Consider the following 20,785-nt stretch of genomic DNA (forward strand, 5'->3'; position numbering starts at 1 on the left):
TTTACCTCCCTGGTAATCATTCAGATCTGCCGAATAACTACCCTTCTTTTTTCTGTTTAAGCTTTCACTCCGCCTGCCATGATCCCATCCATGATCTGTTTTTCAAATACAGCTACAAATATGATAATAGGCAGAAGGATGATCCATCCCATTGAACTTACAAGGTCCCACGGTACTCCGTACATATTGTCCCGCAGCGGAAGCTGCACGATAGCCACGGAGAGCACCTGAATGCCGTTGGAGTAATATAACGGTGTGAAAAAGTTGTTCAGGCATGTGATAAAATTAATGATACACACAGTTGCGATGGCTGGTTTCATAAGGGGCAGGACCACTAGAAAAAGCCTCTGGGAAAAACTGGCCCCGTCAATGGCTGCCGCCTCCTCCAGGGATACCGGTATCTCCGACACAAAATTCCGCAGGATCAGCACTGTAAAGGGGATCACTGCACTGATATAGAGAATGATCAGTCCCGGATATGTATCATACAGCCCCACTTTCCGCATGAACTCATACAGGGGTCTTGCAGTCACCACCTCAGGGATCAGCATGGTTGCAATGATGAATGCAAACGCAATGCTGACAGCTTTTGACTGAAACCGTGAGAAACCGTAGGCCGCCATAGCGCACAGCACGGTACTGACGATCAGCGTCACACCCACGATCAATACTGTATTTCCTATTTTAGCAAGTAATCCTACATTTTCAATCAAAAATTTATAACTCTCCAGTGTGGGATGCTTCGGCAGATACTCAATCGGCGTCTGAAACAGCTCACCCGGCGGTGTGATGGAGGAAATAAAGATCCAGTACACCGGAAAGAGTATGAGGAAAGCCACAACTGCAAACAGCAGCCACCTGCCGGCTGTCACGCATCCTCTGTAAATTCTGTATTTCTTGTTCTCTTTCATGTTCACCCTCCTAATCAGATAACCGGTTCATCACTTTTATGTTAAACCAGGAAAACAGCGCCATCACAAGAAACAGCATCACTGCCAGGGTGGCTGCATATCCCACATTCAGGTTGGTAAATGCCTCCATGGTGATCCTGTAGGCGATCAGGGATGTATCCTCCCCCGGTCCGCCCGATGTCATGGCATACACCAGATCAAATGTGGTCAGCCTCCACAGGGTAAAGGGAATGCACAGCGTGATCACATTGCGCATGATCAGAGGGAGCGTGATCCTGAAAAAGCTCTGTATCCCGTTTGCCCCATCCACCTTTGCTGCCTCATAGATATCTCCGGATATGAACTGCAGGCCTGACAGTACCAGTATGGCAAAAAAGGGCAGGTCCTTCCAAAGGTCCATGGCAATGACCGCTGCCCGGGCAGACCCGGTATTGATCAGCCAGTTGAACTGAAAGTCTGACACAAACCGGCGGATAAAATCATTTATCATACCATAGTCGTTATTGAATCCCCATTTTGCCGCCATGCCAATGACTACGGCGGGCATGGCCCAGGGGATCAGCACAATGGTCCTCAAAAAACGGCGGCCCTTAAACTTCATGTTCAGGATAAGTGCCAGCATCACTCCCAGAACAACATGAAAAACCATGGATACCACCACGAAGATCACGGTAAAACTGATAGATGATATGATCTTCGGGTCTTTAAACACATTTACATAATTGCTCAAACCCACAAATTCATTGATCCCTGACAGTACCTTAATGTCAAACAGACTATTTTTAAGGGTTGCACCGATGGGATACAGGGTTGTAAATCCACGGATCAGAATAACCGGCAGAATCAGTATCCACGGTATCCATTTCATTGATTTTTTACTGATGGTCAACTTGGTTCCTCCTCTCAAAAAGGCACCGCGGGGAGGTGTCCGCTGCGGTGCCTGTGCCAGACATTATTTACTGTATTTATCCACAAGCTCCTGTGCTTTCTCACAGAACTCATCCACTGTGATCTCATCCTTCATACAGGACTGGTATATGGTTCCCATATCTGTGATGAATTCCATGGTCTGAGGAAGCATGGGACGCCCCTGTACCCTGCATTCCCCGGCATATCTGCTGTACATCTCCTTTGCAGGGTCTGTGTCCGGAACTATCTTCTCTGCCACATCAGCTCTTGCCGGATAACGGTCAAAGGCCTTGTAAGAGGCTTCCATACCGCCCTCGTCAGCCATATATTTCAGGAATTTGACTGCTGCCTCCTTATTGTCAGAAGCTTTGTTCAAAACATAACTCCAGGAATCTGTGAAGATAGCCCGCTCACCTTTCCCGCTGAAGTCAGGAACCATGGCCATATGGATCTTGTCTGCTCCCAGCATATCGGCCTTCTCATAATCAGTTCCAAGTCCCCACATGAACCAGCTTCCGTATTTTCCGTCATTGGCCTTTGGATTCATCTGCTCGTACTTGTCAGCGATCTGGTCGATGGGTGTCTGTCCGTTCTGCACCATGTCATGGAGAAACTGGATGGCTTCTTTGTTGGCCGGATTGGTCCAGTCAAAATAATCCCCTCCGAACATGTTGACAAACTGGGCAATTTCATTGAATACATAAGTTTTTTCCCAGGAACCGCCGTAGCCGTATCTGCCGTCCCCTGAAGCTGCTTCCATATATTTCATAAAATCTTCTTTTGTATCAATGGAAGCAATGCCCACCTCATCCATGATCTCCTGGTTCACCCAGAATGCCAGATATCCGGAATATCCCGGTACCCCTACAAGGTTTCCGTCCTTATCCGTGATCATATCTTCCAGGTAGCCCTGAGGGAATTCGCCGCGGATGTCCTCTGTCATGACGGTATCATTTAAGCCTTCCAGCCAGCCGGAGTTTTTGAATGAAGCGCTCATCTCATCATTGATCTCTATGATGTCCACGCTGTTGTCCCCTGTTGAGAGGATCGTAGTTATTTTTTGCTGACGTGTATCGGAATCCGTAGGCGCTGCAATGACATTGATCTTCAGTCCTGTGGCATCCTCCACATTTTTCAGCCAGTCATCAAAATCAGGATCTGTGGTGTTGATGCTGTACAGAGTCAGGTCATAATCGCCTTTCTTAGTGCTGCTGCCCTCTCCCTGCGTATTGTTGGAATTTCCCCCGCATCCTGTCAGCATACCGGCTGCCACCGCTGCTGTGAGTAAAATACTTACTGTCTTTTTCATAATTCCTCCATTTCCGGCATTCTCTTTCGTGCCGTCTGCATTGTTTTTTGATAGCATAAAAATACCAGATATCTATTTCTTTCTAAATACAATATTTTTTGATTCGTTTATATTATTTTTATCTCTGTTGAAATGGGGAAGTTCCGTGCTTTATAATGAGAGCCATAAAAGTACAAGATATCAAGAAGGAGTCCGGTATGAAAAAATTTTCCGATAGGATTAAATCCGTCTTTTCCCACTTCCAGGCAAAGCTGCTGCTGGCTTTTCTCGTCTGCACACTGCTTCCGCTGGGAATCATCGGTTTTATCTTTTACCGCGTGACCTATGAGATTGCTGAAGATAAGATCATGAGTTCTGCCCTTCTGGCAGACGACCAGTTAAATGTACAGATGAATGACCGCATACGACAGACGGAAAATGTGGCAGATTCCATTCAGTATGACATGTACACACTGTCGCAGACAGACAGCTCTTCCACCCAGTCCCTGTCTGTGTTCGGCAGTGTAAGAAATGATATCTCTATGTTTAAGACCACCTTCGGCTATTATCATATATCTATATTTCTCCCCCGTGATCAGACAGGAGCCGGCGAGGGACTTTACTTTTATCCTCTGGAGGAGCTGGAAAGTTTCCGCATTCCCCGGCAAAAAAGGCTCAATCCCGGAACAGATTCCATCTGGTTCTATCATCCGGATATGCAGATACCCTTCATCCTGTCCGAAAGCTATACCTCCCGGGATGTGATCGTCTGCTGCCGTATTCTGCGCGACCAGGGCACCAGGAACACGGAATATGCCTACACTATCCTCATAGACCCCTCTGAATTTTCTGATGCCCTGTCCGACACCTTCAGCGGCACGGACATTACAAGCTACCTGGCGGCAGAGGACGGAACCATCATGGCGCACAGCAATGAAGCACTCTGCGGTACGGTTCTGGATGGGGACACCCTGAGCCTCATCACAGGCAGGGAAACCGGAACACACAGGGAAGAAGACATCAATTACCACACTGCCCGGCTGGACAACGGCTGGTATCACGTTACGGAGATTCCTGGCAGTTACATACGGAAGAACACACAAATTCTTCTAAAGACCATTATCTTCACGCTTCTGGTATCTCTGCCTCTCACAGTCCTGGTCATCATCATGATCTCCGGCAACCTGACAAAAAGGCTGAAAAAGCTCTCTCTTGCCATGAAAACCTTTCATCTGGGAACAAGCTCCCCCTCCCCGGTACCGGAGCTGGTCCCCCATACAAAGTCACCGTCCTCTTACGACGAGATCGACAGGCTTGGGATCACATTCCAGAACATGCAGGAGTCCCTCAACCAAAACATGGATTCCATCCTGGAACTCTCTTTGTCAGAAGAACGGCTGAAATACCAGCTTCTCCAGTCCCAGATCAATCCGCATTTTCTCTACAACATTCTCGGCTCTGTCAAGACCTGTATCAGCCTGGAACGCCTGGACACGGCACAGGAGATGATCACTGATCTGACCCGTTTTTACCGGCTGACCCTGAGAAAGTCTGGAGATCTGATCACCATTAAGGATGAGCTGGAGATCGCGCGCCTGTATCTGGAGATGGAGAAGCTGTGCCACAAGGACAGCCTCAGTTGGGAGATCCGGGCAGAGGACGGAATCCAGAACTTTCTCATCTGCCGCTTTACCCTGCAGCCTTTCCTGGAAAACAGTATCCAGCACGGTATTTCCCGGCAGACGCCCTGCGTACACATTTTACTGGATGTCTCCTACGGTGATGACACTGTTATCATCACCATCAAAGACAACGGGGCCGGTATTGCCCCAAGACAGTTAGAAGAACTGCGCGCCACACTGAAAAATAAAACAGTGGATTACCAGAAACATTTCGGCATCGGAAACGTAAACAAAAGACTTTCCAGTCCTTCCTTCGGCAGCGGAACGGTTCAGGTGGAAAGCAGACTGAATGAGGGAACTGAAATTGTGATCACATTTGAACAGATGGAGGAAAGTGATGAAGAAAGTAATGATCGTGGATGACAATACACTCTCCGCTGAGGGTATTGTCCGGAATATAGACTGGGAACTGCTGGACGCAGAGGTGGTCCATGTGGAAAATAACGGGGATTCGGCCATTGAATCCATGCGGCGCGTCCCTGTGGATCTTATCATCTCTGATATTGAAATGCCCAACCTGGACGGCATCTCCATGAGCAGCCTTGCCCTGTCCGTCAATCCCCTGGTGAAGATCATTCTCATCAGCGCCTATGACAAATTCGAGTACGCCAAACGAGCCATCCGTCTGGGTGTCTGCGACTACATTGAAAAACCGCTGGATTACAGCTATTTGACAGAAAAAATTCGCAATGCGTTCAGCGCCATCGACAGAGAGCAGCGCAACCGGGAGCTTGTGGAACAGAGCCGTCCGCTCATGACCGAAAAATTTTTCTCGGACCTCCTGCACTACACAGGCAAAGACGCCGCCGGGCATCTGGGCCGCTATCCCGGATACCTGAACCTGGATCTTGACTACTCCTGTTTTAATGTGCTGAAACTGGAGGTGGAGAACGCCTCATCGGCGGAAGATGAACTGGGCATTACCCAGTACCAGATCGAGCTTTTAAATGTCTGTGACCTGTTAAAGGAACAATGTGTGGTCTTCGGACAGGTATATTTTGTAAAAGAATTCAATGGCATCATCGCTGTTCTTGCGCAGAACACAAGTAACCCCAGTCATTTTCTCCAGGCTGCCCACAGGGCGGTTTCCGGCCTGCTGGAAAAATACCGGGATGGGCTGTTCTCCCTGAATGTGGGGATCGGCACTGTTGTGGATGATTTCTGGGATCTGCACGTCTCCTATGAGAACGCCTCCCACGCACTGAAATACCGTTTTTTCTTCCCGCACAAGAACATTTTCGATGCACGGGAGGCCCTTGGACGGGAGTTCAGCCTGTTTTCCTTCTCCGAGTCTAAAGAGGAAGAGCTTATCCGCCTCCTGTGCCAGAAGAACGCGCCTGCTATTGAGGAATGGCTTCGAGGCTTCTTTCAGGAGGTTTCACTGAAGTACCAGACCAAGAATATTGTGTTTATAAGAATTTACTCCCTTCTGGGCCGGATCCTGAAATTCTTATATGAGCTGAACATTGACACCGGTGACCTGGAAAACGATATTGTCTCTGTTTACAACCACTTTGAACTGTTTAACACCTATGAGGAATTTTTTAAATGGATGAACCATCTCTGCCTTCAGGTATGCCAAAAGCTGGATACCTCGCTGCAGACTTACCATGACCAGATCTGTGAGCTGGTACTGTGCTACATCAGGGAGAATTTTGAGGACAACACCCTCTGCCTCAATGATATTGCAGGACATGCAGGGGTAAGCCCCGCCTATCTGAGCGCTCTCTTTAAAAAAGTATACGGGCAGAGCATCAGTGACACCATTGCAGCCCACAGGACAGAGGCCGCATGCCAGTATCTGAAAAATTCCACCCTTTCCCTGAAAGAGATCAGCATCCGCTGCGGATATGCCAACCAATACTATTTCAGCAACAGCTTTAAAAAGAAAATCGGAATGCCGCCCTCTGCGTACAGAGAACAGCATTCCGAAATATAGTAAAGCTTTTGGTAACCATTCAGTAGGTCTGCGCATTTACTGCGCTGACCGTAAGAAAACGTTCAGCAGCCAGGCAAAACTCCCATCGCCAAAGGTGATTTGCATGGATTTTTGCTTGTAACTGTAAGGGCACTGAACTGTTACAGCTTTTGATTCAATTGTCAGCCGATTCCCTTATAGACAAGGCCCAGAATAAACACGATCACTGCCAGCGGCACATACAGATACTTTGCTGCCACACGAAAAGCTCCGGGAAGAGGCTTTTCTCTGCCCTCCTCCAGTTCTCCCTTAATCTTGTCAAATCCGAGAATGTAGTAAATGGAAACAGCACCCAGTACGGCTCCGAAGGGCACAACAATGATGGTTATAAAATCCATCCATTTTCCTACCTTTGACTCCTCTTCCAGGAAAAGCCCCACCAAAAGTGCAATGCCGCCGCAGAAAGCAACAGCTTTTGTCCTCTGAAGCTTGAACTTCTGCTGCCAGCTCTCGATCACCGCCTCAAACATATTGATAAGAGACGTGATCCCCGCAAAGCATACAGAGAGGAAGAAGATCACCGCAAACAGGCGTCCCATAGGCATCTGCCTAAAAATATTGGGAATGGTGATGAACATAAGGGACGGTCCCGCAGACGGCTCAATGCCAAAAGCAAACACAGCGGGCATAATGGCCAAAGCAGCCAGCATGGCAGCAATTGTGTCAAAGACCGCTGTCTGTATGGAAGATTTGGGGATATCCTCCTTTTTGCTCAGGTAAGACCCGTAAACGATCATACCGGAGCCTGTGATGGACAGAGAGAAAAAGGCCTGTCCCATAGCCATGACCCAGGTATCCACCTTGGCCAGCGCCTCCCATTTCGGCACGAACAGAAAGCGGTATCCCTCATGGGAACCCGGCAGGAAGAATACTCTCACCGCCAGAATGGCAAACAGGATAAAAAACAGAGGCATCAAGATCTTATTCGCCCTCTCGATCTGGTTCGCAGCTCCGGTGATCAGAATGATCACTGTAATTGCAATGACAAGAATATGCCAGGGCAGGTTTTTCATATTGGCAGTAACCTGTCCGAAAAATTCCGCTGAATCCTCAGTGAGCACAGTATTTGTCACAGAACCTGCCAGGAAGCGAAGCACCCAGCCGATTATGATAGAATATCCGATGGCGATGCCAAGAGATCCCAGAAGGGGTATCCAGCCCAGAACCTTGCCGACAGTTCCTTTCTTTCTGGATTCCCAGCAGTATTCATAAGAACCCAGTGTTCCTGTTCCCGCCCTTCGTCCAATGGCAAATTCAGCCGACAGGCCTACAAAGCCGAACAGGCAGATAAAAAAGAGATAGGGGATCAAAAAAGCCGCACCCCCGTATTCTCCCAGTCTGTATGGGAACATCCATATGTTCCCAAGCCCTACCGCAGAGCCCACACAGGCCAGAACAAAGCCAAGTGAGCTGGTAAAGCTGCCATTTTTGTGTTTTTGCATTTTCTTTTCCTCCGTGTGATCCGGCTGCCGGGGAAGCCAGCTTTCCTCCCCTGACCGGTTGATGCGTTAGCTTTTTGAAGTATGTAGCTTTAATGTATCAAAGACTGTAGAAAAAGTCAAATCCAGTTTTATTTTCCCCGTTTCTGACGATTTTTTTACATGTATGCTGTATAATGGATAACAAAATCTATTTCAGAGGGGAAAATATGGATACCTTTATCTTTGTATTGGAAATAATAGGAACAGTGGCCTTTGCCTCATCAGGCGCTATGATCGCCATTGAGAAAAAAATGGATATCTTTGGTGTAAATATTCTGGGGGCTACTACGGCGGTGGGCGGTGGTATGATGCGGGATATCATCCTGGGAATCACCCCGCCTACTGCTTTCGCCAAGCCGGTCTACGTACTTTTTGCCATATTGACGTCCACGCTGCTCTTTGCCATCACCTACACGAACCCGGAGATTTTAAAGTCCAGAGCCAAGAACAAATATTATGACAATGTCATGATGCTCTGCGATACCCTGGGTCTCGGTATTTTTACTGTGGTCGGCATCCAGGCTGCCGCAAACGTGGTAACGGAAAATAATACTTTCTTTTTCGTCTTCGTAGGCGTTCTTACCGGAGTCGGCGGAGGTGTGCTGAGGGATATCATGGCTGGAGAGACACCCTATATCCTGGTGCGGGAGATTTATGCCTGCGCCTCTATTGCAGGAGGGATCGTCTGTGTTGTGTGCCGGGATTCTATGGGAGAGCCGGCAGGAGTTATACTTGGATTGATCGTTACAGTGGTGATCCGGATGTTGGCGGCTTATTTCAGGTGGAATTTGCTGCGGGTACGATAGCGAAGGCCGCTCTGCCCCGCGAGGCATTTTTTTATCTGCCCTTCATAAATAAAAATGTGGAAAGCTTCAAACGATAGTGGTATACTGATAAGTCAGAGTAGGATTCCAACCCAGGATTTCTATCATTATAAAAAAGAAAAGGAGATTCCGACAATGAGTAAAATTGATGAAGTGAGAAAAGCCATGGTCGCTGCCATGAAAGCAGGCGAAAAAGAACGCAAAGATTCCCTGTCCATGCTGCTGTCAGCCCTGAAAAACAAAGCCATTGACAAAAGAGAGGACTTGACCGAGGCTGAAGAGAACGAAGTGGTATTAAAAGAGATCAAACAGACCAAAGAAACTCTGGAAATGACTCCTGCAGATAGAAGCGACATCATTGATGAGTGCACAAAGCGTATCGCCGTGTATGAAGAATTTGCCCCTAAAATGCTCAGCGAGGAGGAGATAAAAGAGGTTATCAGCGGTGTGCTGAAAGAGCTGGATATCCAGGCTCCCACAGGTAAAGATAAAGGAAAGATCATGAAAGTTCTAATGCCAAAAGTAAAAGGTATTGCGGACGGCAAGCTGGTAAACCAGGTTCTGGGCAGTATGATGAACTAAAATATTTGTAAAAAATGGCCGGGGATACGATTCCCGGCCATTTCTGATCAATAACCTTCTCTTACAAATTCTTTTGCCCGTTCCAAGGCTTCTACTACCCTGTCACAAAATGCGTCAAAATGCGGGTCCTCTTTCTGACATTCCGGATGGCTTTCTATGTACGCAAGGCTTTCCCTAACACCCTGGTCAAAGCGTTTCACAGCTTTAAATCCGGGCACCAGCCGTTTCAACTTGTCATTTAAAAATACCACAGAATTGGATTTATCTCCCATCATGCTTCCATTGAAGTCATAGTCGCTGCAGGCATCCAAAAAATCACTGGAAACCCGTACAGGATGAAGCTGAACCCCCAGGGCATCCGCTATTGTCTGGTAAATCTGGTTCCAAGTCAGCGTCTCATCTGAGGTGATCTGCACAGCCTCCCCAATGGCATGGATATTTCCCATAAGTCCCACAAATCCCTTTGCGAAATCAGAGTTATGTGTTACAGTCCAAAGTGACGTGCCATCTCCCGGTATCAGCACAGGTTTTCCCTCTTTTATCCGTTTGATCACCTGGTAGCTGCCATTGTCACCGTGAAGGCCCATGGGCACGCTCCGTTCATCATAGGTATGGCTTGGACGGACGATAGTCACAGGAAATCCCTCTTCCCTGTATTTCTTCATAAGAAGCTCTTCACAGGCGATCTTATCTCTGGAATACTGCCACTTTGGATTTGAAAGTGGTGTGCCCTCTGTCATCCTGTAATCAGAAGGCGGTTTCTGGTACGCAGACGCGGAGCTGATAAAAATATACTGTCCGGTCCTTCCCTTAAACATCCTGTAGTCACGCTCCACATGCTCCGGCACAAATGCTATGAAATCAGCTACCACATCAAATTTCATACCCTCTGTGAGCTTGCATATCTGCTCCTCATCCTCAATATCCCCGGTAAGTCCTATAGCCCCTGCGGGCAGTTCTCCGTTCCGTGTTCCCCTGTTCAGCAGGTACACTTTGTGTCCTTCTTCCAGCAGCCTTTTGGTGATCGCCATGCTGATGGTTCCGGTTCCGCCTATAAATAGCACTTTCATCTTGTCATTTCCTCCCGAATCATAAAATTACCGGCCTTTTCTACACCCAGCCTGTAACTTTTATTATATCCCGGAACTTTCCGGCACACAAGCATTACTCTGCACAAAAATGCTCCTTAGCTGCAGCCTTTCCCACACTGGCCGCGTACACCGCGCATTCATAATCCGTATCCGCGGAAGGTCCCAGAGCAAATCCCAGAAGCTCGTCAAGGGCATCCTGGTCGTAAGCGCCGATGGCACAGGTTCCACACCCCACAGCCTCACATGCCAGATACAGATTTTCACACACATGCCTTGCGTCAAGAAGGATATACTTATGCGCCTTCAGCCCGTACCTCCATTCCATCCGGTAGGGAATCGCGCTCCACACAAAGGTCACAGGGGCCGCAGCCGCAAAATGCTGCCCACAGAGCGCCTGAGTCAATTCCCCCTCAAAATCCTGCCTCTCATCCCACACTTCCAGCGCATGTTCCATGGGGAGATAGTGGTAAATCCCTTTCTCAAGCCCGTCCACATGATTCACAAACAAGTAAGTTTCAAAGGCATGCCTGGAACCGGCTGACGGAACATTCCGGAATGTGGCAAAGTTATTCCTTCCCACTACCTTCCTGATCCCCTGAACAGCCCACAAAAGAAACGACAATTCCCTCAAAGTGACCGCCTCATCACTATATTTTCTGCGGCTCACCCTGCCCTGTAAAAGTCCAAACAGATCGGCACTGCCTGCAATGCCGTCAAAATCAGTTGTCAGAGATATTATACGCTCTCCTTTTTTCTCTTTCACATAAGGTGCTGCCGGAAGCTTCTGCTCCTGGTCCGTGGCCTCTGCTCCGGCGTCGGAGACATTGTAGGCTTTCAGCAGCTCCCTGTTCTGCATGATCTTATATCCGGTCTCATGATTCATACTCTCTGGCCTCCCTGTCTTTTTTAACTATATGATAGAAATTATAGCAAAAAATCTGTATGGATACAATCCGTTTCCCGGCCCGAACGCCGCAGCCGCAGCAGATAAACACACTCTACGCAACGCAGGTTGTATTTTTCCAGCTTGTAACGTACTATAAAGAAAAACAAAGGAGTACCGAATATGAACCACTATATTACCGGAAATACTATACGGGAACTGCGGGAAAAGAAAAAAATGACCCAGGCAGAGCTTGCAGGCAGGCTGGATGTAAGCCATAAGACAATCTCCAAATGGGAAACCGCCAAAGGCCTTCCCGATATCAGCCTGATCGAACCGCTTGCCAGGGTGCTTGGCATATCCGTTGTGGAGCTGATGACAGGAGACTGCATTTCCAACAGCAATATATCCAGCAATATGCTCCGCTCAAAGCTCTATGTCTGCCCTGTATGCGGAAATGTAATACACACCATGGGGGAAAGCGTTGTAAGCTGCTGCGGCATCACCCTGCCGGTATTGGAAGCCGAAATCCCGGATAAAGAACACACCTTTATCGCAGAGGTTATGGATGGGGAATATTACGTCACAGCAGAACATGAAATGACTAAGACACACTTCATCTCCTTTTTTGCCTATGTGACTTCCAGCCGTTTTGAGCTTGTCAAGCTCTATCCTGAACAGAACCCGGAAGCCTGGTTTTCCAAAAAGGGACACGGAATCCTGTACGCATACTGCAACCGGCACGGGCTTATGAAAATGAATATATAAGATATGTTTTTGGAGACGCAAAAGAAAAGCACCGTCCCCGCAGCTCCAACTCTGCAAAAACAGTGCTTTTTAGTGCGCCTTCAGGGACTCGAACCCTGGACAAATAGATTAAGAGTCTACTGCTCTACCAACTGAGCTAAAGGCGCATATTTTGTAACGCAAGACATATTATAAGCGATATCCCGGAAAAATGCAAGTATCTTTTTTACATTTTTTTATGTTTTTTATCATATACATTTAGCACTGCACTCCATTAACGCATTTTTCACTATTTTTCGACTGCCGGCCGCAGGCCGGGGGCGGCTTTACAGCCACACCCCAAGTTCCTCTGCCAGCTCTTCCTTGCTGATCCCGCCGGTTTCCCGGCTCATCACCTTGCCGTCCTTAACAAACAGGAAGGTGGGAACCTGCATAATTTTATATCTCTGCGCGAGATTGATGTTTTCATCCACATTGACCTTGCCGAACAGGGCCTTGCCCTCCAAATCCTCTGACAGCTCCTCGATCACCGGCGCCATCTGTTTGCATGGGCCACACCAGGTCGCATAAAAATCCACCAGTACAGGCAGATCCGCCCCCATCACAACCTTGTCAAAATTCTGTTCCGTAATCACTTCAACCATGATCTTCTCCTTTCCGGTTAAGCGCTGTACGCTTCCCTATGGTAGTTTTTACTACTTTCCCCATATTGTTTCTTCGTAACTGTTCGGTACCTTTACTTTTTCTTTTTACCGACTGAATCTAAAAGCTTATTTACTTCTCCGACTGATTTTAAGATATCAGCAGTTTTGCTGCCCATTTTCCTGTTCGTATATGCCCATTCAAAGAGGGAGTTCTGCATATTTTTCTTCTTCGCCATAGGATACTTCCTTTCAGGTAAAACTGCTTCTCTATATCATATGACAAAAATCCTGTGCCGAAACCAGAGATCACGATTCCAGCGGTGACCGCCAGGAACCAAAACTTTACTTCTCTACCTGGCCGCGATCAGTTTGTGTATGGGATTGCCCATGGAGGAGAACTTCTCCTCATATTCAGTCATCACATTTCCCAGGTTCAGCTCTCCATCGTGGTGCAGGTCATAGGTACAGGCCAGAAGTTTCCAGCCGGCTTCCTTAACCTCCTCCACAGAGAAATCAAAAAGATCCCTGTTGTCGGTCTTGAACTCCACAGTGCCGTCCTTTGCCAAAACAGCGTCATAGCGCTCCAGAAACTGCCTTGAAGTGAGTCTTCTCTTTGCATGGCGCTCCTTGGGCCATGGGTCGGAAAAGTTTAAATATATTCTGTCCACTTCTCCCCGATTAAATACAAGCGGCAGCTCTCTGGCATCCATTCTCATGAAAAACAGATTCTCCGGCGCTCCCGTCTCTGTTTCCCGCTCTTCCATTTTCTGAAGCGCACGCAGAAGAACGCTGTCGTACATCTCGATCCCTACATAATTAATATGCGGATTTTGGGCAGCCATGTCCATGATAAAACGGCCTTTTCCCATTCCTACCTCTATATGGACAGGATTTCCGTTTTTAAATACCTCATGCCACTTTCCTGCATTTTCCTCAGGACTCTGTATCACGTAAGCGCTCTCGGCAATGGCATCCTTTGCCCCGGGTATATTTCTCAAACGCATCTTATATCCAGCCTTTCTTAAAGTCATTCCTGCAGACAGAGCCGCCCGGCTCAGTGTGCGGTTTTTTCTGCTTTCCTTCAGTATAACTGAAAACTTTTTGCTTTGTCAAAGATAACCGCAAATTTCGCCAAAAAACACGAGAAATAAGCGGGTATCTATTATATCTTTTGTATAAATTAGCTTAAAAATTATGAAACTTTCTATAGATTTTTTCTGAAAAAGGTGTATGATATAAAGAAGACACAAGGAGGAAGATCTATGGAAGATGTTATCAGCAAACTGGCGGAAATAGAAGCCGCTGCTTCCCGGATTATGGAGGACGTTGCCGTCCAGAAAAAAAGGCTTTCCGAAGAGAATGATGCCCAGATCAAAGCCTTTGACGAAGAAGCAGACCGGCAGACAGCCAAAGAACTGGAATCCATCCGCAGGGATCTGGAGATCAACATGGAAAAAGAATTAGAAAACCAGAAAGCGGAAACGGATGAAATCCTGCGTAAAATGGAAAAGTATTATGAAGCTCATCACGAAGAGATGGCTCAAAAACTGTATGACAAAATATTAAGGATGTGATGATATGGGAACCCTGTTATCTTACAGCGGTCTTTCAACAAAAATCCGTGCCATGCAGAGCAAGCTCATGACGGAAAAGCAGTATCAGGAAATCTCTCAGTTAGAATCTGTTCCCCAGGTGGTTGCTTACCTGAAAAAGCAGCCCGGGTTCAAAGAACTGTGGGCCGACCTGGATGAAAACTCCCTTCACAGGGGTGATATTGAAAAACTGCTTACCCACACGATCCATCAGAACTTTGCTAAAATTTACAAATTCGCAAATCCCTCCCAGCGCACCTTTATGGCTTTGTATTTTAAGAGATATGAGATTGATGTTATGAAGGACTGTCTGAGAAAGGTCTTTGACAAGACCCGGGAAGGACTGGATTTGTCGCTGTTCAAGGATTTCTTTGACCGGCATTCCAAACTGGATCTGGATAAACTGACCCAGGCAACTACAATTGAAGAATTTGTAAACTGTTTGAAAGGTACGGAATATTACTCCCCTCTGTCAAAGATCGGGGAAGAATATACACCGCTCCTTTTTGATTACGGCATGGCGCTTGACCAGTATTATTTTGCAAATATCTGGTCTGTAAAAGATAAGCTGTTCAGCAAAAGAGATCTGCAAGAAATTATCAAAGCCTACGGCAATAAATTCGATATGCTCAACCTGCAGTGGATCTACCGCTCCCGCAGGTATTACCATATGGCCCCGGCTGATATCTACGCACTGCTCATACCCGTGCACTATAAGCTCTCCCACAAAGAGGTTACCGCACTGGTGGAGGCAGCGGACAATGATGAATTCCGCCGCGTGCTGGATACTACTGCTTATAAAAAACGTTATCCTGAACTTGCGCCGGATAACCTGGAAGAATACTATACTCTGAATCTCAGGAATGTCCTGGAGTCAGAGGCAAGAAAATATCCGCACTCAGTCATTATGATCTATTCTTATTTTTATCATAAAGAACACGAAGTAGACCGGCTCACCACTGCGATCGAGTGTATCCGCTACGGACTGTCCCCGGCTGAGACGCTGGATTATATTCACAAAAATTAACCTCGGAGGTAATTGACATGATTGAGAAAATGAAATTCTTGAGCATTACCGGTCCGAAGTCTGACATTGACAGAGTAGTCAACGAATACCTGGCTAAATATGAGATCCATCTGGAAAATGCCATGGCACAGCTGACGCAGGTGCAGCACCTGTCCCCCTATATTCAGATCAACCCTTATAAGGAGATCCTGAACAAGGCCACAGAATTTGCAGGGCTGCTGCAGGATACAGAGGACGTGCCAATCCGGGATATTTCCCTGGATGAAGCCACTGATCTTATTGACTCCCTCAGCCAGAAGCTCTCTGACATCAATGCGGAATGCGATGACCTGAAGGCAAAGCGGACGGCAGTTGTGGAAGACTTGAACCGTATCACCCCCTTCCTGAACCTGCCGGAAGATGTGGATAAACTGGTGCATTACCGTTTTGTTCAGGTTCGTTTCGGCCGGATCGCCAAGGAATATTATAACAAGTTCAAAGAGTATGTATATGATGACCTGGATACCTGGTTTTATCCCTGCCATGAAGATGAATATGTCTGGGGTGTCTATTTCGTGCCCTGGACAAAAATGGAGGAAGTGGATGCTGTCTTCTCCTCCATGCATTTTGAAAGGATCTATCTGAAAAAGGATTACTACCACGGTACTCCCCAGGCCATACACCGGGAATTGAAAATAAAGCTGGAGACCATTGACAAACACATGGCCTCCTGCCAGGAAGAGATACGTCTGCTGCTCCGCGGCGACGCCTCAGCCATACTCTCCGCAAAGGAAGCTTTAAGCGCCCTTTCCACCAACTTTGATGTGCGAAAGGTAGCTGCCTGTGTCAGAGAGCATCAGGAGACCTTCTATATACTCTGCGGATGGATGACAGAGAAGGACGCCCTGGCTTTCCAAAAAGATATAGAAAACGACGCCAAACTGTTCTGCATTATTGAAGATGACCAGAACAATATACGTACACAGCCGCCCACAAAGCTGAGAAATCCCAAGGTGTTCAAGCCTTTCGAGATGTATGTGAAAATGTACGGCCTTCCCGCCTACAATGAGATGGACCCCACCATGTTTGTGGCCATCACATATTCCTTCATCTTCGGCGCCATGTTCGGTGATGTGGGACAGGGGCTTCTGCTGGCCATCGGCGGATTTTTGCTTTACAAATTCAAAAAAATGGATCTGGCTGCCATCATCGGCACAGCCGGAATCTTTTCCACCTTCTTCGGCTTCATGTTCGGCAGCATTTTTGGATTTGAAGATGTGCTGGAACCCATATGGCTGCGGCCTGTGGATGCCATGACCAATGTACCCGGCCTTGGCAACATGAACACCGTTTTCATCGTGGCGATCGTCTTCGGCATGTTCCTTATCCTGCTGACCATGATCTTCCATATCATCAATGCGGTGAGAAGCCATGATACGGAAAATATCCTGTTTGACCAGAATGCCGTCTGCGGTCTGGTCTTCTACGGGGCACTGACCATTATGATCCTGCTGTATCTGACAGGACACTCTCTTCCTGCAACAGCGATCCTGGTCGTCATGTTCGGGGTACCGCTTATCCTGATCATGCTGAAAGAGCCGCTTACACGTATCATCAAGAAGAAACAGCCTGTTGTGGAGGGCGGAAAGGTTATGTTCTTTGTTCAGAGCTTCTTTGAACTTTTTGAGGTAATGCTGAGTTATCTCTCCAATACCCTTTCTTTCGTCCGTATCGGTGCATTCGCTGTCAGCCATGCCGCCATGATGGGCGTTGTGCTTATGCTGGCAGGCGCTGAAAGCGGAGGCAGCATCAACTGGCTTGTCATCGTGCTTGGCAACGCTTTCGTATGCGCTATGGAGGGCCTGATCGTAGGTATCCAGGTACTCCGTCTGGAATATTATGAAATGTTCAGCCGTTTCTATAAAGGCAGCGGCAGGGAATTCCACCCATTCTTAAAGCGTGTAAAAAGAGAAAAGAAAAATGCATAAACCTAAGGAGGATTCATTATTATGACAACATTAATTCAATTTACTATAGCAGCCGCATTGATCTTAAGCATCATTGTTCCCTTCGGATACTTTTTCCTGGGAGAGAAAAATAAAAAACGTTATAAAAAATCACTGGGTGTCAACTGCTTCTTCTTCTTTGGAACCCTTCTGGTGGCTTCCATTGTAATGATGGGCGGAACCGCTTCTGTAAGCGCTGCCACTGATACAGCTTCCGCAGGCCTTGCAACCGGCCTTGGCTACATCGGTGCCGCTCTGGTTACTGGACTTTCCGGCATAGGCTCCGGTATCGCTGTTGCCTCCTCTGCAAGTGCTGCTCTGGGTGCGATCAGTGAAGACGGCTCTCTGTTTGGTAAATCCATGATCTTCGTAGCCATGGCAGAAGGTATTGCTCTGTACGGACTTATTATTTCCTTCATGATCTTAGGAAAACTGGGATGATGCGGGCTGCCTTATATTCAGAATAGAAAGAGACTGATGCATTATGAAAATGTTTTTGATCAGCGATAATATAGACACCTACACGGGAATGCGCCTTGCAGGCGTGGAAGGTGTTGTGGTGCATGAACGGGAGGAACTGAGAAAAGCCCTGGAAGACGCCATTGCCAACAAGGAAAACGGCATCATCCTGCTGACTGAAAAGTTCGGCAGAGAATTTCCGGATATCATTGACGACATGCGGCTGAACCATCGTCTGCCGCTTATTATAGAAATCCCCGACCGACATGGTACCGGCCGTGCACCCGATTTTATTCTCTCTTATGTCAATGAGGCAATCGGTTTGAAATTATAGATAAAGAAGGTGAACGACATGACAACCGAAGAAAAACTGCAGCATTTCTACGAAGTATCCATGGAGAGCGCACGGGAGGAGTCTGAAAAGGCCCTGGAAGAATACCGCGCCGCCCTCTCTCAGATGCTCGCTGAACATAAAGAAGATAAACAGAAAAATGCCGGCGGCCAGTTAAAACTGGAGACAGAGAACGCGAAGCGTGAGATCAACAAGGCATTGTCTGCGGAACAGCTTCACATCAAAAGACGTCTGTCCAAAAAGCAGCAGGAACTGCGCGAGGAATTGTTTGTGGAGGTTAAAAATAAACTAGAAGCTTTCATGAGCAGCCCCGAATACCTTGTCTGGCTGGAAGAAAAGATCAGGGAGGCTCTTACCATTGCCGGCGAGGATGAAGTACAGATTTATCTGACTCCTGCGGACACTTCCCTGCTGGAAACTCTGGCTGCCAGATGCGGGACTCCTCTCCTGGTCTCACAGACTCCCTTTATGGGCGGCGTGCGGGCCGTGATCCCCGCAAAGAATATTTTGATCGACCACACATTCAAGACTTTATACGAAAACGAGAAAGAAGAATTTAATTTTGACGGAGGGCTGCTACATGAATAGAACAGGAATTATCTACGGCATCAACGGTCCCGTCATTTATCTGAAAGGCAATACAGGCTTCAAGATGTCGGAAATGGTATACGTGGGAAAGGAAAACCTGGTAGGCGAGGTTATTTCCCTGAAAAAGGATACCACCACTGTTCAGGTTTTTGAGGAGACCAGCGGTTTAAGACCCGGGGAGACGGTCACTGCCACAGGTGATGCCATCTCTGTTATGCTTGGCCCCGGAATCCTGGACAACATTTTCGACGGTATCCAGCGTCCCCTCTCTGTCATTGCTGAACAGTCCGGCAAATACATCTCCCGCGGCATGCAGGTAGATTCCCTGGACACAGAGAAAAAATGGGACGTACACATGACAATCCGGGACGGTATGGAGGTTCACGGCGGCACCATCATTGCGGAGCTGCAGGAAACCCCGTCCATTGTGCATAAATCCATGGTTCCACCCCAGGTGGAGGGGATCGTATCCAAAGTAGTCAAGGACGGCTCTTACACTGTAACTGACGTTCTGGCAGTGGTTCAGCTTGCCGACGGCAGCGAATATCCCCTTAAACTGGCGCAGAAATGGCCTATCCGTATTCCGCGCCCCACAAATAAGCGCTACCCGGCAACCATCCCACTGGTAACAGGACAGCGTATCCTGGACACTCTGTTTCCCATTGCCAAGGGCGGCACAGCAGCCGTTCCCGGCGGTTTCGGAACAGGCAAGACCATGACACAGCACCAGATCGCCAAATGGTCAGACGCAGACATCATTGTCTACATCGGCTGCGGCGAGCGCGGCAATGAGATGACGCAGGTTCTGGAGGACTTTTCAAAGCTCCACGATCCCAAGACCGGCAATGCCCTCATGGCCCGTACCACGCTGATCGCCAACACCTCCAACATGCCCGTGGCTGCCCGTGAGGCATCCATCTACACAGGCATTTCCCTGGCAGAATATTACCGGGATATGGGATATGACGTGGCGATCATGGCTGACTCCACTTCAAGGTGGGCTGAGGCTCTGCGTGAGCTGTCAGGCCGTCTGGAGGAAATGCCCGCCGAGGAAGGTTTCCCGGCTTATCTGGCCTCCCGCCTCTCCGCTTTCTACGAGAGGGCAGGCATGATGCAGAACTTAAACGGCACGGAGGGTTCCGTCTCCATCATCGGAGCCGTATCGCCCCAGGGCGGTGACTTCTCCGAGCCTGTGACCCAGAATACCAAGCGTTTTGTGCGCTGCTTCTGGGGTCTTGATAAATCCCTGGCCTATGCCAGACATTTCCCGGCTATCCACTGGCTCACCAGCTACAGCGAATATCTGGGAGATCTGTCCCACTGGTACAGTGAAAATGTTTCACCCAAATTTGTAGATGACAGAAACCGCCTGATGGCTATCCTGAACCAGGAGAGCAGCCTGATGGAAATTGTAAAGCTGATCGGAAGTGATGTGCTCCCGGATGACCAGAAGCTGACTTTGGAGATTGCTAGGGTTATCCGTCTGGGCTTCCTGCAGCAGAACGCCTTCCACCCTGATGACACCTGCGTATCCCTGGATAAGCAGTTTAAGATGATGGAAGTCATCCTGTATCTGTACAAGCGCTGCAGAAGCCTGATCGCCATGGGTATGCCCATGTCAGTGCTCCGCAGGGAGAATATATTCGAGAAGATCATTTCCATCAAATATGATGTTCCAAATGACAAGCTGGAACTGATCGACAACTACATGAAGGCCGTTGACGATTTCTACAACACGGTCATGGAAAAGAATGCATAAGGA

The 20,785-nt window shown here is 48.0% G+C and carries 21 protein-coding genes and 1 tRNA gene; 12 read left to right on the forward strand and 10 right to left on the reverse strand.

Annotated elements, in window-relative coordinates:
- Window positions 1–56: 56 nt before the first annotated feature.
- From BLCOC_RS25490 to BLCOC_RS25500, 3 genes are all read right to left on the reverse strand, one after another.
- Entirely contained in the window at window positions 57–911 is an 855-nt protein-coding gene (locus BLCOC_RS25490; protein WP_018595549.1) for a carbohydrate ABC transporter permease, read from the reverse strand.
- 10 nt (window positions 912–921) lie between these two features.
- Entirely contained in the window at window positions 922–1,779 is an 858-nt protein-coding gene (locus BLCOC_RS25495) for a carbohydrate ABC transporter permease (protein ID WP_044911682.1), read from the reverse strand.
- An 84-nt stretch (window positions 1,780–1,863) separates the two neighbouring features.
- Window positions 1,864–3,129: an ABC transporter substrate-binding protein gene (locus tag BLCOC_RS25500; RefSeq protein ID WP_305147263.1), complete on the reverse strand. Its 1,266-nt coding sequence runs from the start codon at window positions 3,127–3,129 to the stop codon at window positions 1,864–1,866.
- 197 nt (window positions 3,130–3,326) lie between these two features.
- Here BLCOC_RS25500 and BLCOC_RS25505 point away from each other — a divergent pair, with 197 nt between their 5' ends.
- Window positions 3,327–5,153 carry a sensor histidine kinase gene (locus tag BLCOC_RS25505; RefSeq protein WP_242999006.1) on the forward strand — a complete coding sequence of 609 codons (1,827 nt, stop codon included), beginning with the start codon at window positions 3,327–3,329 and terminating at the stop codon, window positions 5,151–5,153.
- Complete coding sequence (locus tag BLCOC_RS25510) at window positions 5,128–6,729, forward strand: helix-turn-helix domain-containing protein (RefSeq protein ID WP_115623784.1); 1,602 nt, start codon at window positions 5,128–5,130, stop codon at window positions 6,727–6,729. Before BLCOC_RS25505 ends, BLCOC_RS25510 begins: the two co-directional genes overlap by 26 nt.
- 161 nt (window positions 6,730–6,890) lie before the next feature.
- Here BLCOC_RS25510 and BLCOC_RS25515 read toward each other — a convergent pair whose 3' ends face one another.
- A complete protein-coding gene (locus BLCOC_RS25515; RefSeq protein WP_018595544.1) occupies window positions 6,891–8,210 on the reverse strand; it encodes a sodium-dependent transporter in 1,320 nt (439 codons plus the stop codon).
- A 206-nt stretch (window positions 8,211–8,416) separates the two neighbouring features.
- Between BLCOC_RS25515 and BLCOC_RS25520 the strand changes: the two genes are divergently transcribed.
- Together BLCOC_RS25520 and BLCOC_RS25525 are read left to right on the forward strand one after the other, a co-directional pair.
- Entirely contained in the window at window positions 8,417–9,055 is a 639-nt protein-coding gene (locus BLCOC_RS25520; RefSeq protein ID WP_018595543.1) for a trimeric intracellular cation channel family protein, read from the forward strand.
- Window positions 9,056–9,208: 153 nt separating this feature from the next.
- Window positions 9,209–9,655, forward strand: coding sequence for a GatB/YqeY domain-containing protein (locus BLCOC_RS25525; RefSeq protein WP_018595542.1), 447 nt, complete (start codon window positions 9,209–9,211; stop codon window positions 9,653–9,655).
- Between the two features lie 47 nt (window positions 9,656–9,702).
- Here the strand turns inward: BLCOC_RS25525 and BLCOC_RS25530 are convergent, their stop codons facing one another.
- Window positions 9,703–10,725, reverse strand: coding sequence for an SDR family oxidoreductase (locus BLCOC_RS25530; RefSeq protein WP_115623785.1), 1,023 nt, complete (start codon window positions 10,723–10,725; stop codon window positions 9,703–9,705).
- Between the two features lie 94 nt (window positions 10,726–10,819).
- Window positions 10,820–11,629: a SagB/ThcOx family dehydrogenase gene (locus BLCOC_RS25535; RefSeq protein WP_115623786.1), complete on the reverse strand. Its 810-nt coding sequence runs from the start codon at window positions 11,627–11,629 to the stop codon at window positions 10,820–10,822.
- Window positions 11,630–11,812: 183 nt separating this feature from the next.
- On the opposite strand from BLCOC_RS25535, the gene BLCOC_RS25540 reads away from it, so the two are divergent.
- The gene (locus BLCOC_RS25540; RefSeq protein ID WP_115623787.1) at window positions 11,813–12,397 is read left to right on the forward strand and encodes a helix-turn-helix domain-containing protein; all 585 of its coding nucleotides are present in this window, start codon (window positions 11,813–11,815) and stop codon (window positions 12,395–12,397) included.
- A 73-nt stretch (window positions 12,398–12,470) separates the two neighbouring features.
- On the opposite strand, the gene BLCOC_RS25545 is transcribed toward BLCOC_RS25540, so the two are convergent.
- The 4 genes from BLCOC_RS25545 to trmB form a co-directional block, all read right to left on the reverse strand.
- Window positions 12,471–12,543, reverse strand: a tRNA-Lys gene (locus tag BLCOC_RS25545).
- Between the two features lie 159 nt (window positions 12,544–12,702).
- On the reverse strand, window positions 12,703–13,020 hold the full coding sequence (gene trxA / locus BLCOC_RS25550; RefSeq protein ID WP_018595538.1) for a thioredoxin: 318 nt from the start codon (window positions 13,018–13,020) through the stop codon (window positions 12,703–12,705).
- A 92-nt stretch (window positions 13,021–13,112) separates the two neighbouring features.
- Window positions 13,113–13,256 carry a hypothetical protein gene (locus BLCOC_RS25555; RefSeq protein ID WP_018595537.1) on the reverse strand — a complete coding sequence of 48 codons (144 nt, stop codon included), beginning with the start codon at window positions 13,254–13,256 and terminating at the stop codon, window positions 13,113–13,115.
- 114 nt (window positions 13,257–13,370) lie between these two features.
- A complete protein-coding gene (gene trmB, locus BLCOC_RS25560; protein ID WP_115625493.1) occupies window positions 13,371–14,024 on the reverse strand; it encodes a tRNA (guanosine(46)-N7)-methyltransferase TrmB in 654 nt (217 codons plus the stop codon).
- 258 nt (window positions 14,025–14,282) lie between these two features.
- On the opposite strand from trmB, the gene BLCOC_RS25565 reads away from it, so the two are divergent.
- Genes BLCOC_RS25565 through BLCOC_RS25595 form a run of 7 tightly spaced genes read left to right on the forward strand, consistent with a single transcriptional unit; the run spans window position 14,283 to window position 20,782 of the window.
- Window positions 14,283–14,594: a hypothetical protein gene (locus BLCOC_RS25565; RefSeq protein WP_018595535.1), complete on the forward strand. Its 312-nt coding sequence runs from the start codon at window positions 14,283–14,285 to the stop codon at window positions 14,592–14,594.
- 4 nt (window positions 14,595–14,598) lie between these two features.
- Entirely contained in the window at window positions 14,599–15,639 is a 1,041-nt protein-coding gene (locus BLCOC_RS25570; protein ID WP_018595534.1) for a V0D/AC39 family V-type ATPase subunit, read from the forward strand.
- A 17-nt stretch (window positions 15,640–15,656) separates the two neighbouring features.
- A complete protein-coding gene (locus BLCOC_RS25575; RefSeq protein WP_029471376.1) occupies window positions 15,657–17,606 on the forward strand; it encodes a V-type ATP synthase subunit I in 1,950 nt (649 codons plus the stop codon).
- A gap of 21 nt (window positions 17,607–17,627) precedes the next feature.
- Complete coding sequence (locus BLCOC_RS25580; RefSeq protein WP_018595532.1) at window positions 17,628–18,065, forward strand: ATP synthase subunit C; 438 nt, start codon at window positions 17,628–17,630, stop codon at window positions 18,063–18,065.
- 43 nt (window positions 18,066–18,108) lie between these two features.
- Complete coding sequence (locus BLCOC_RS25585; protein ID WP_018595531.1) at window positions 18,109–18,417, forward strand: V-type ATP synthase subunit F; 309 nt, start codon at window positions 18,109–18,111, stop codon at window positions 18,415–18,417.
- Between the two features lie 18 nt (window positions 18,418–18,435).
- Window positions 18,436–19,023 (forward strand): V-type ATP synthase subunit E, encoded by a 588-nt coding sequence (locus BLCOC_RS25590; protein ID WP_018595530.1) that lies wholly within the window; start codon window positions 18,436–18,438, stop codon window positions 19,021–19,023.
- Window positions 19,016–20,782, forward strand: a complete 1,767-nt coding sequence (locus BLCOC_RS25595) for a V-type ATP synthase subunit A (protein WP_018595529.1) — start codon at window positions 19,016–19,018, stop codon at window positions 20,780–20,782. Before BLCOC_RS25590 ends, BLCOC_RS25595 begins: the two co-directional genes overlap by 8 nt.
- The last annotated feature ends 3 nt before the right edge of the window (window positions 20,783–20,785 follow it).

It is taken from the genome of Blautia coccoides (assembly GCF_034355335.1).
GTDB classification, from domain to species: Bacteria; Bacillota; Clostridia; order Lachnospirales; family Lachnospiraceae; genus Blautia; species Blautia producta.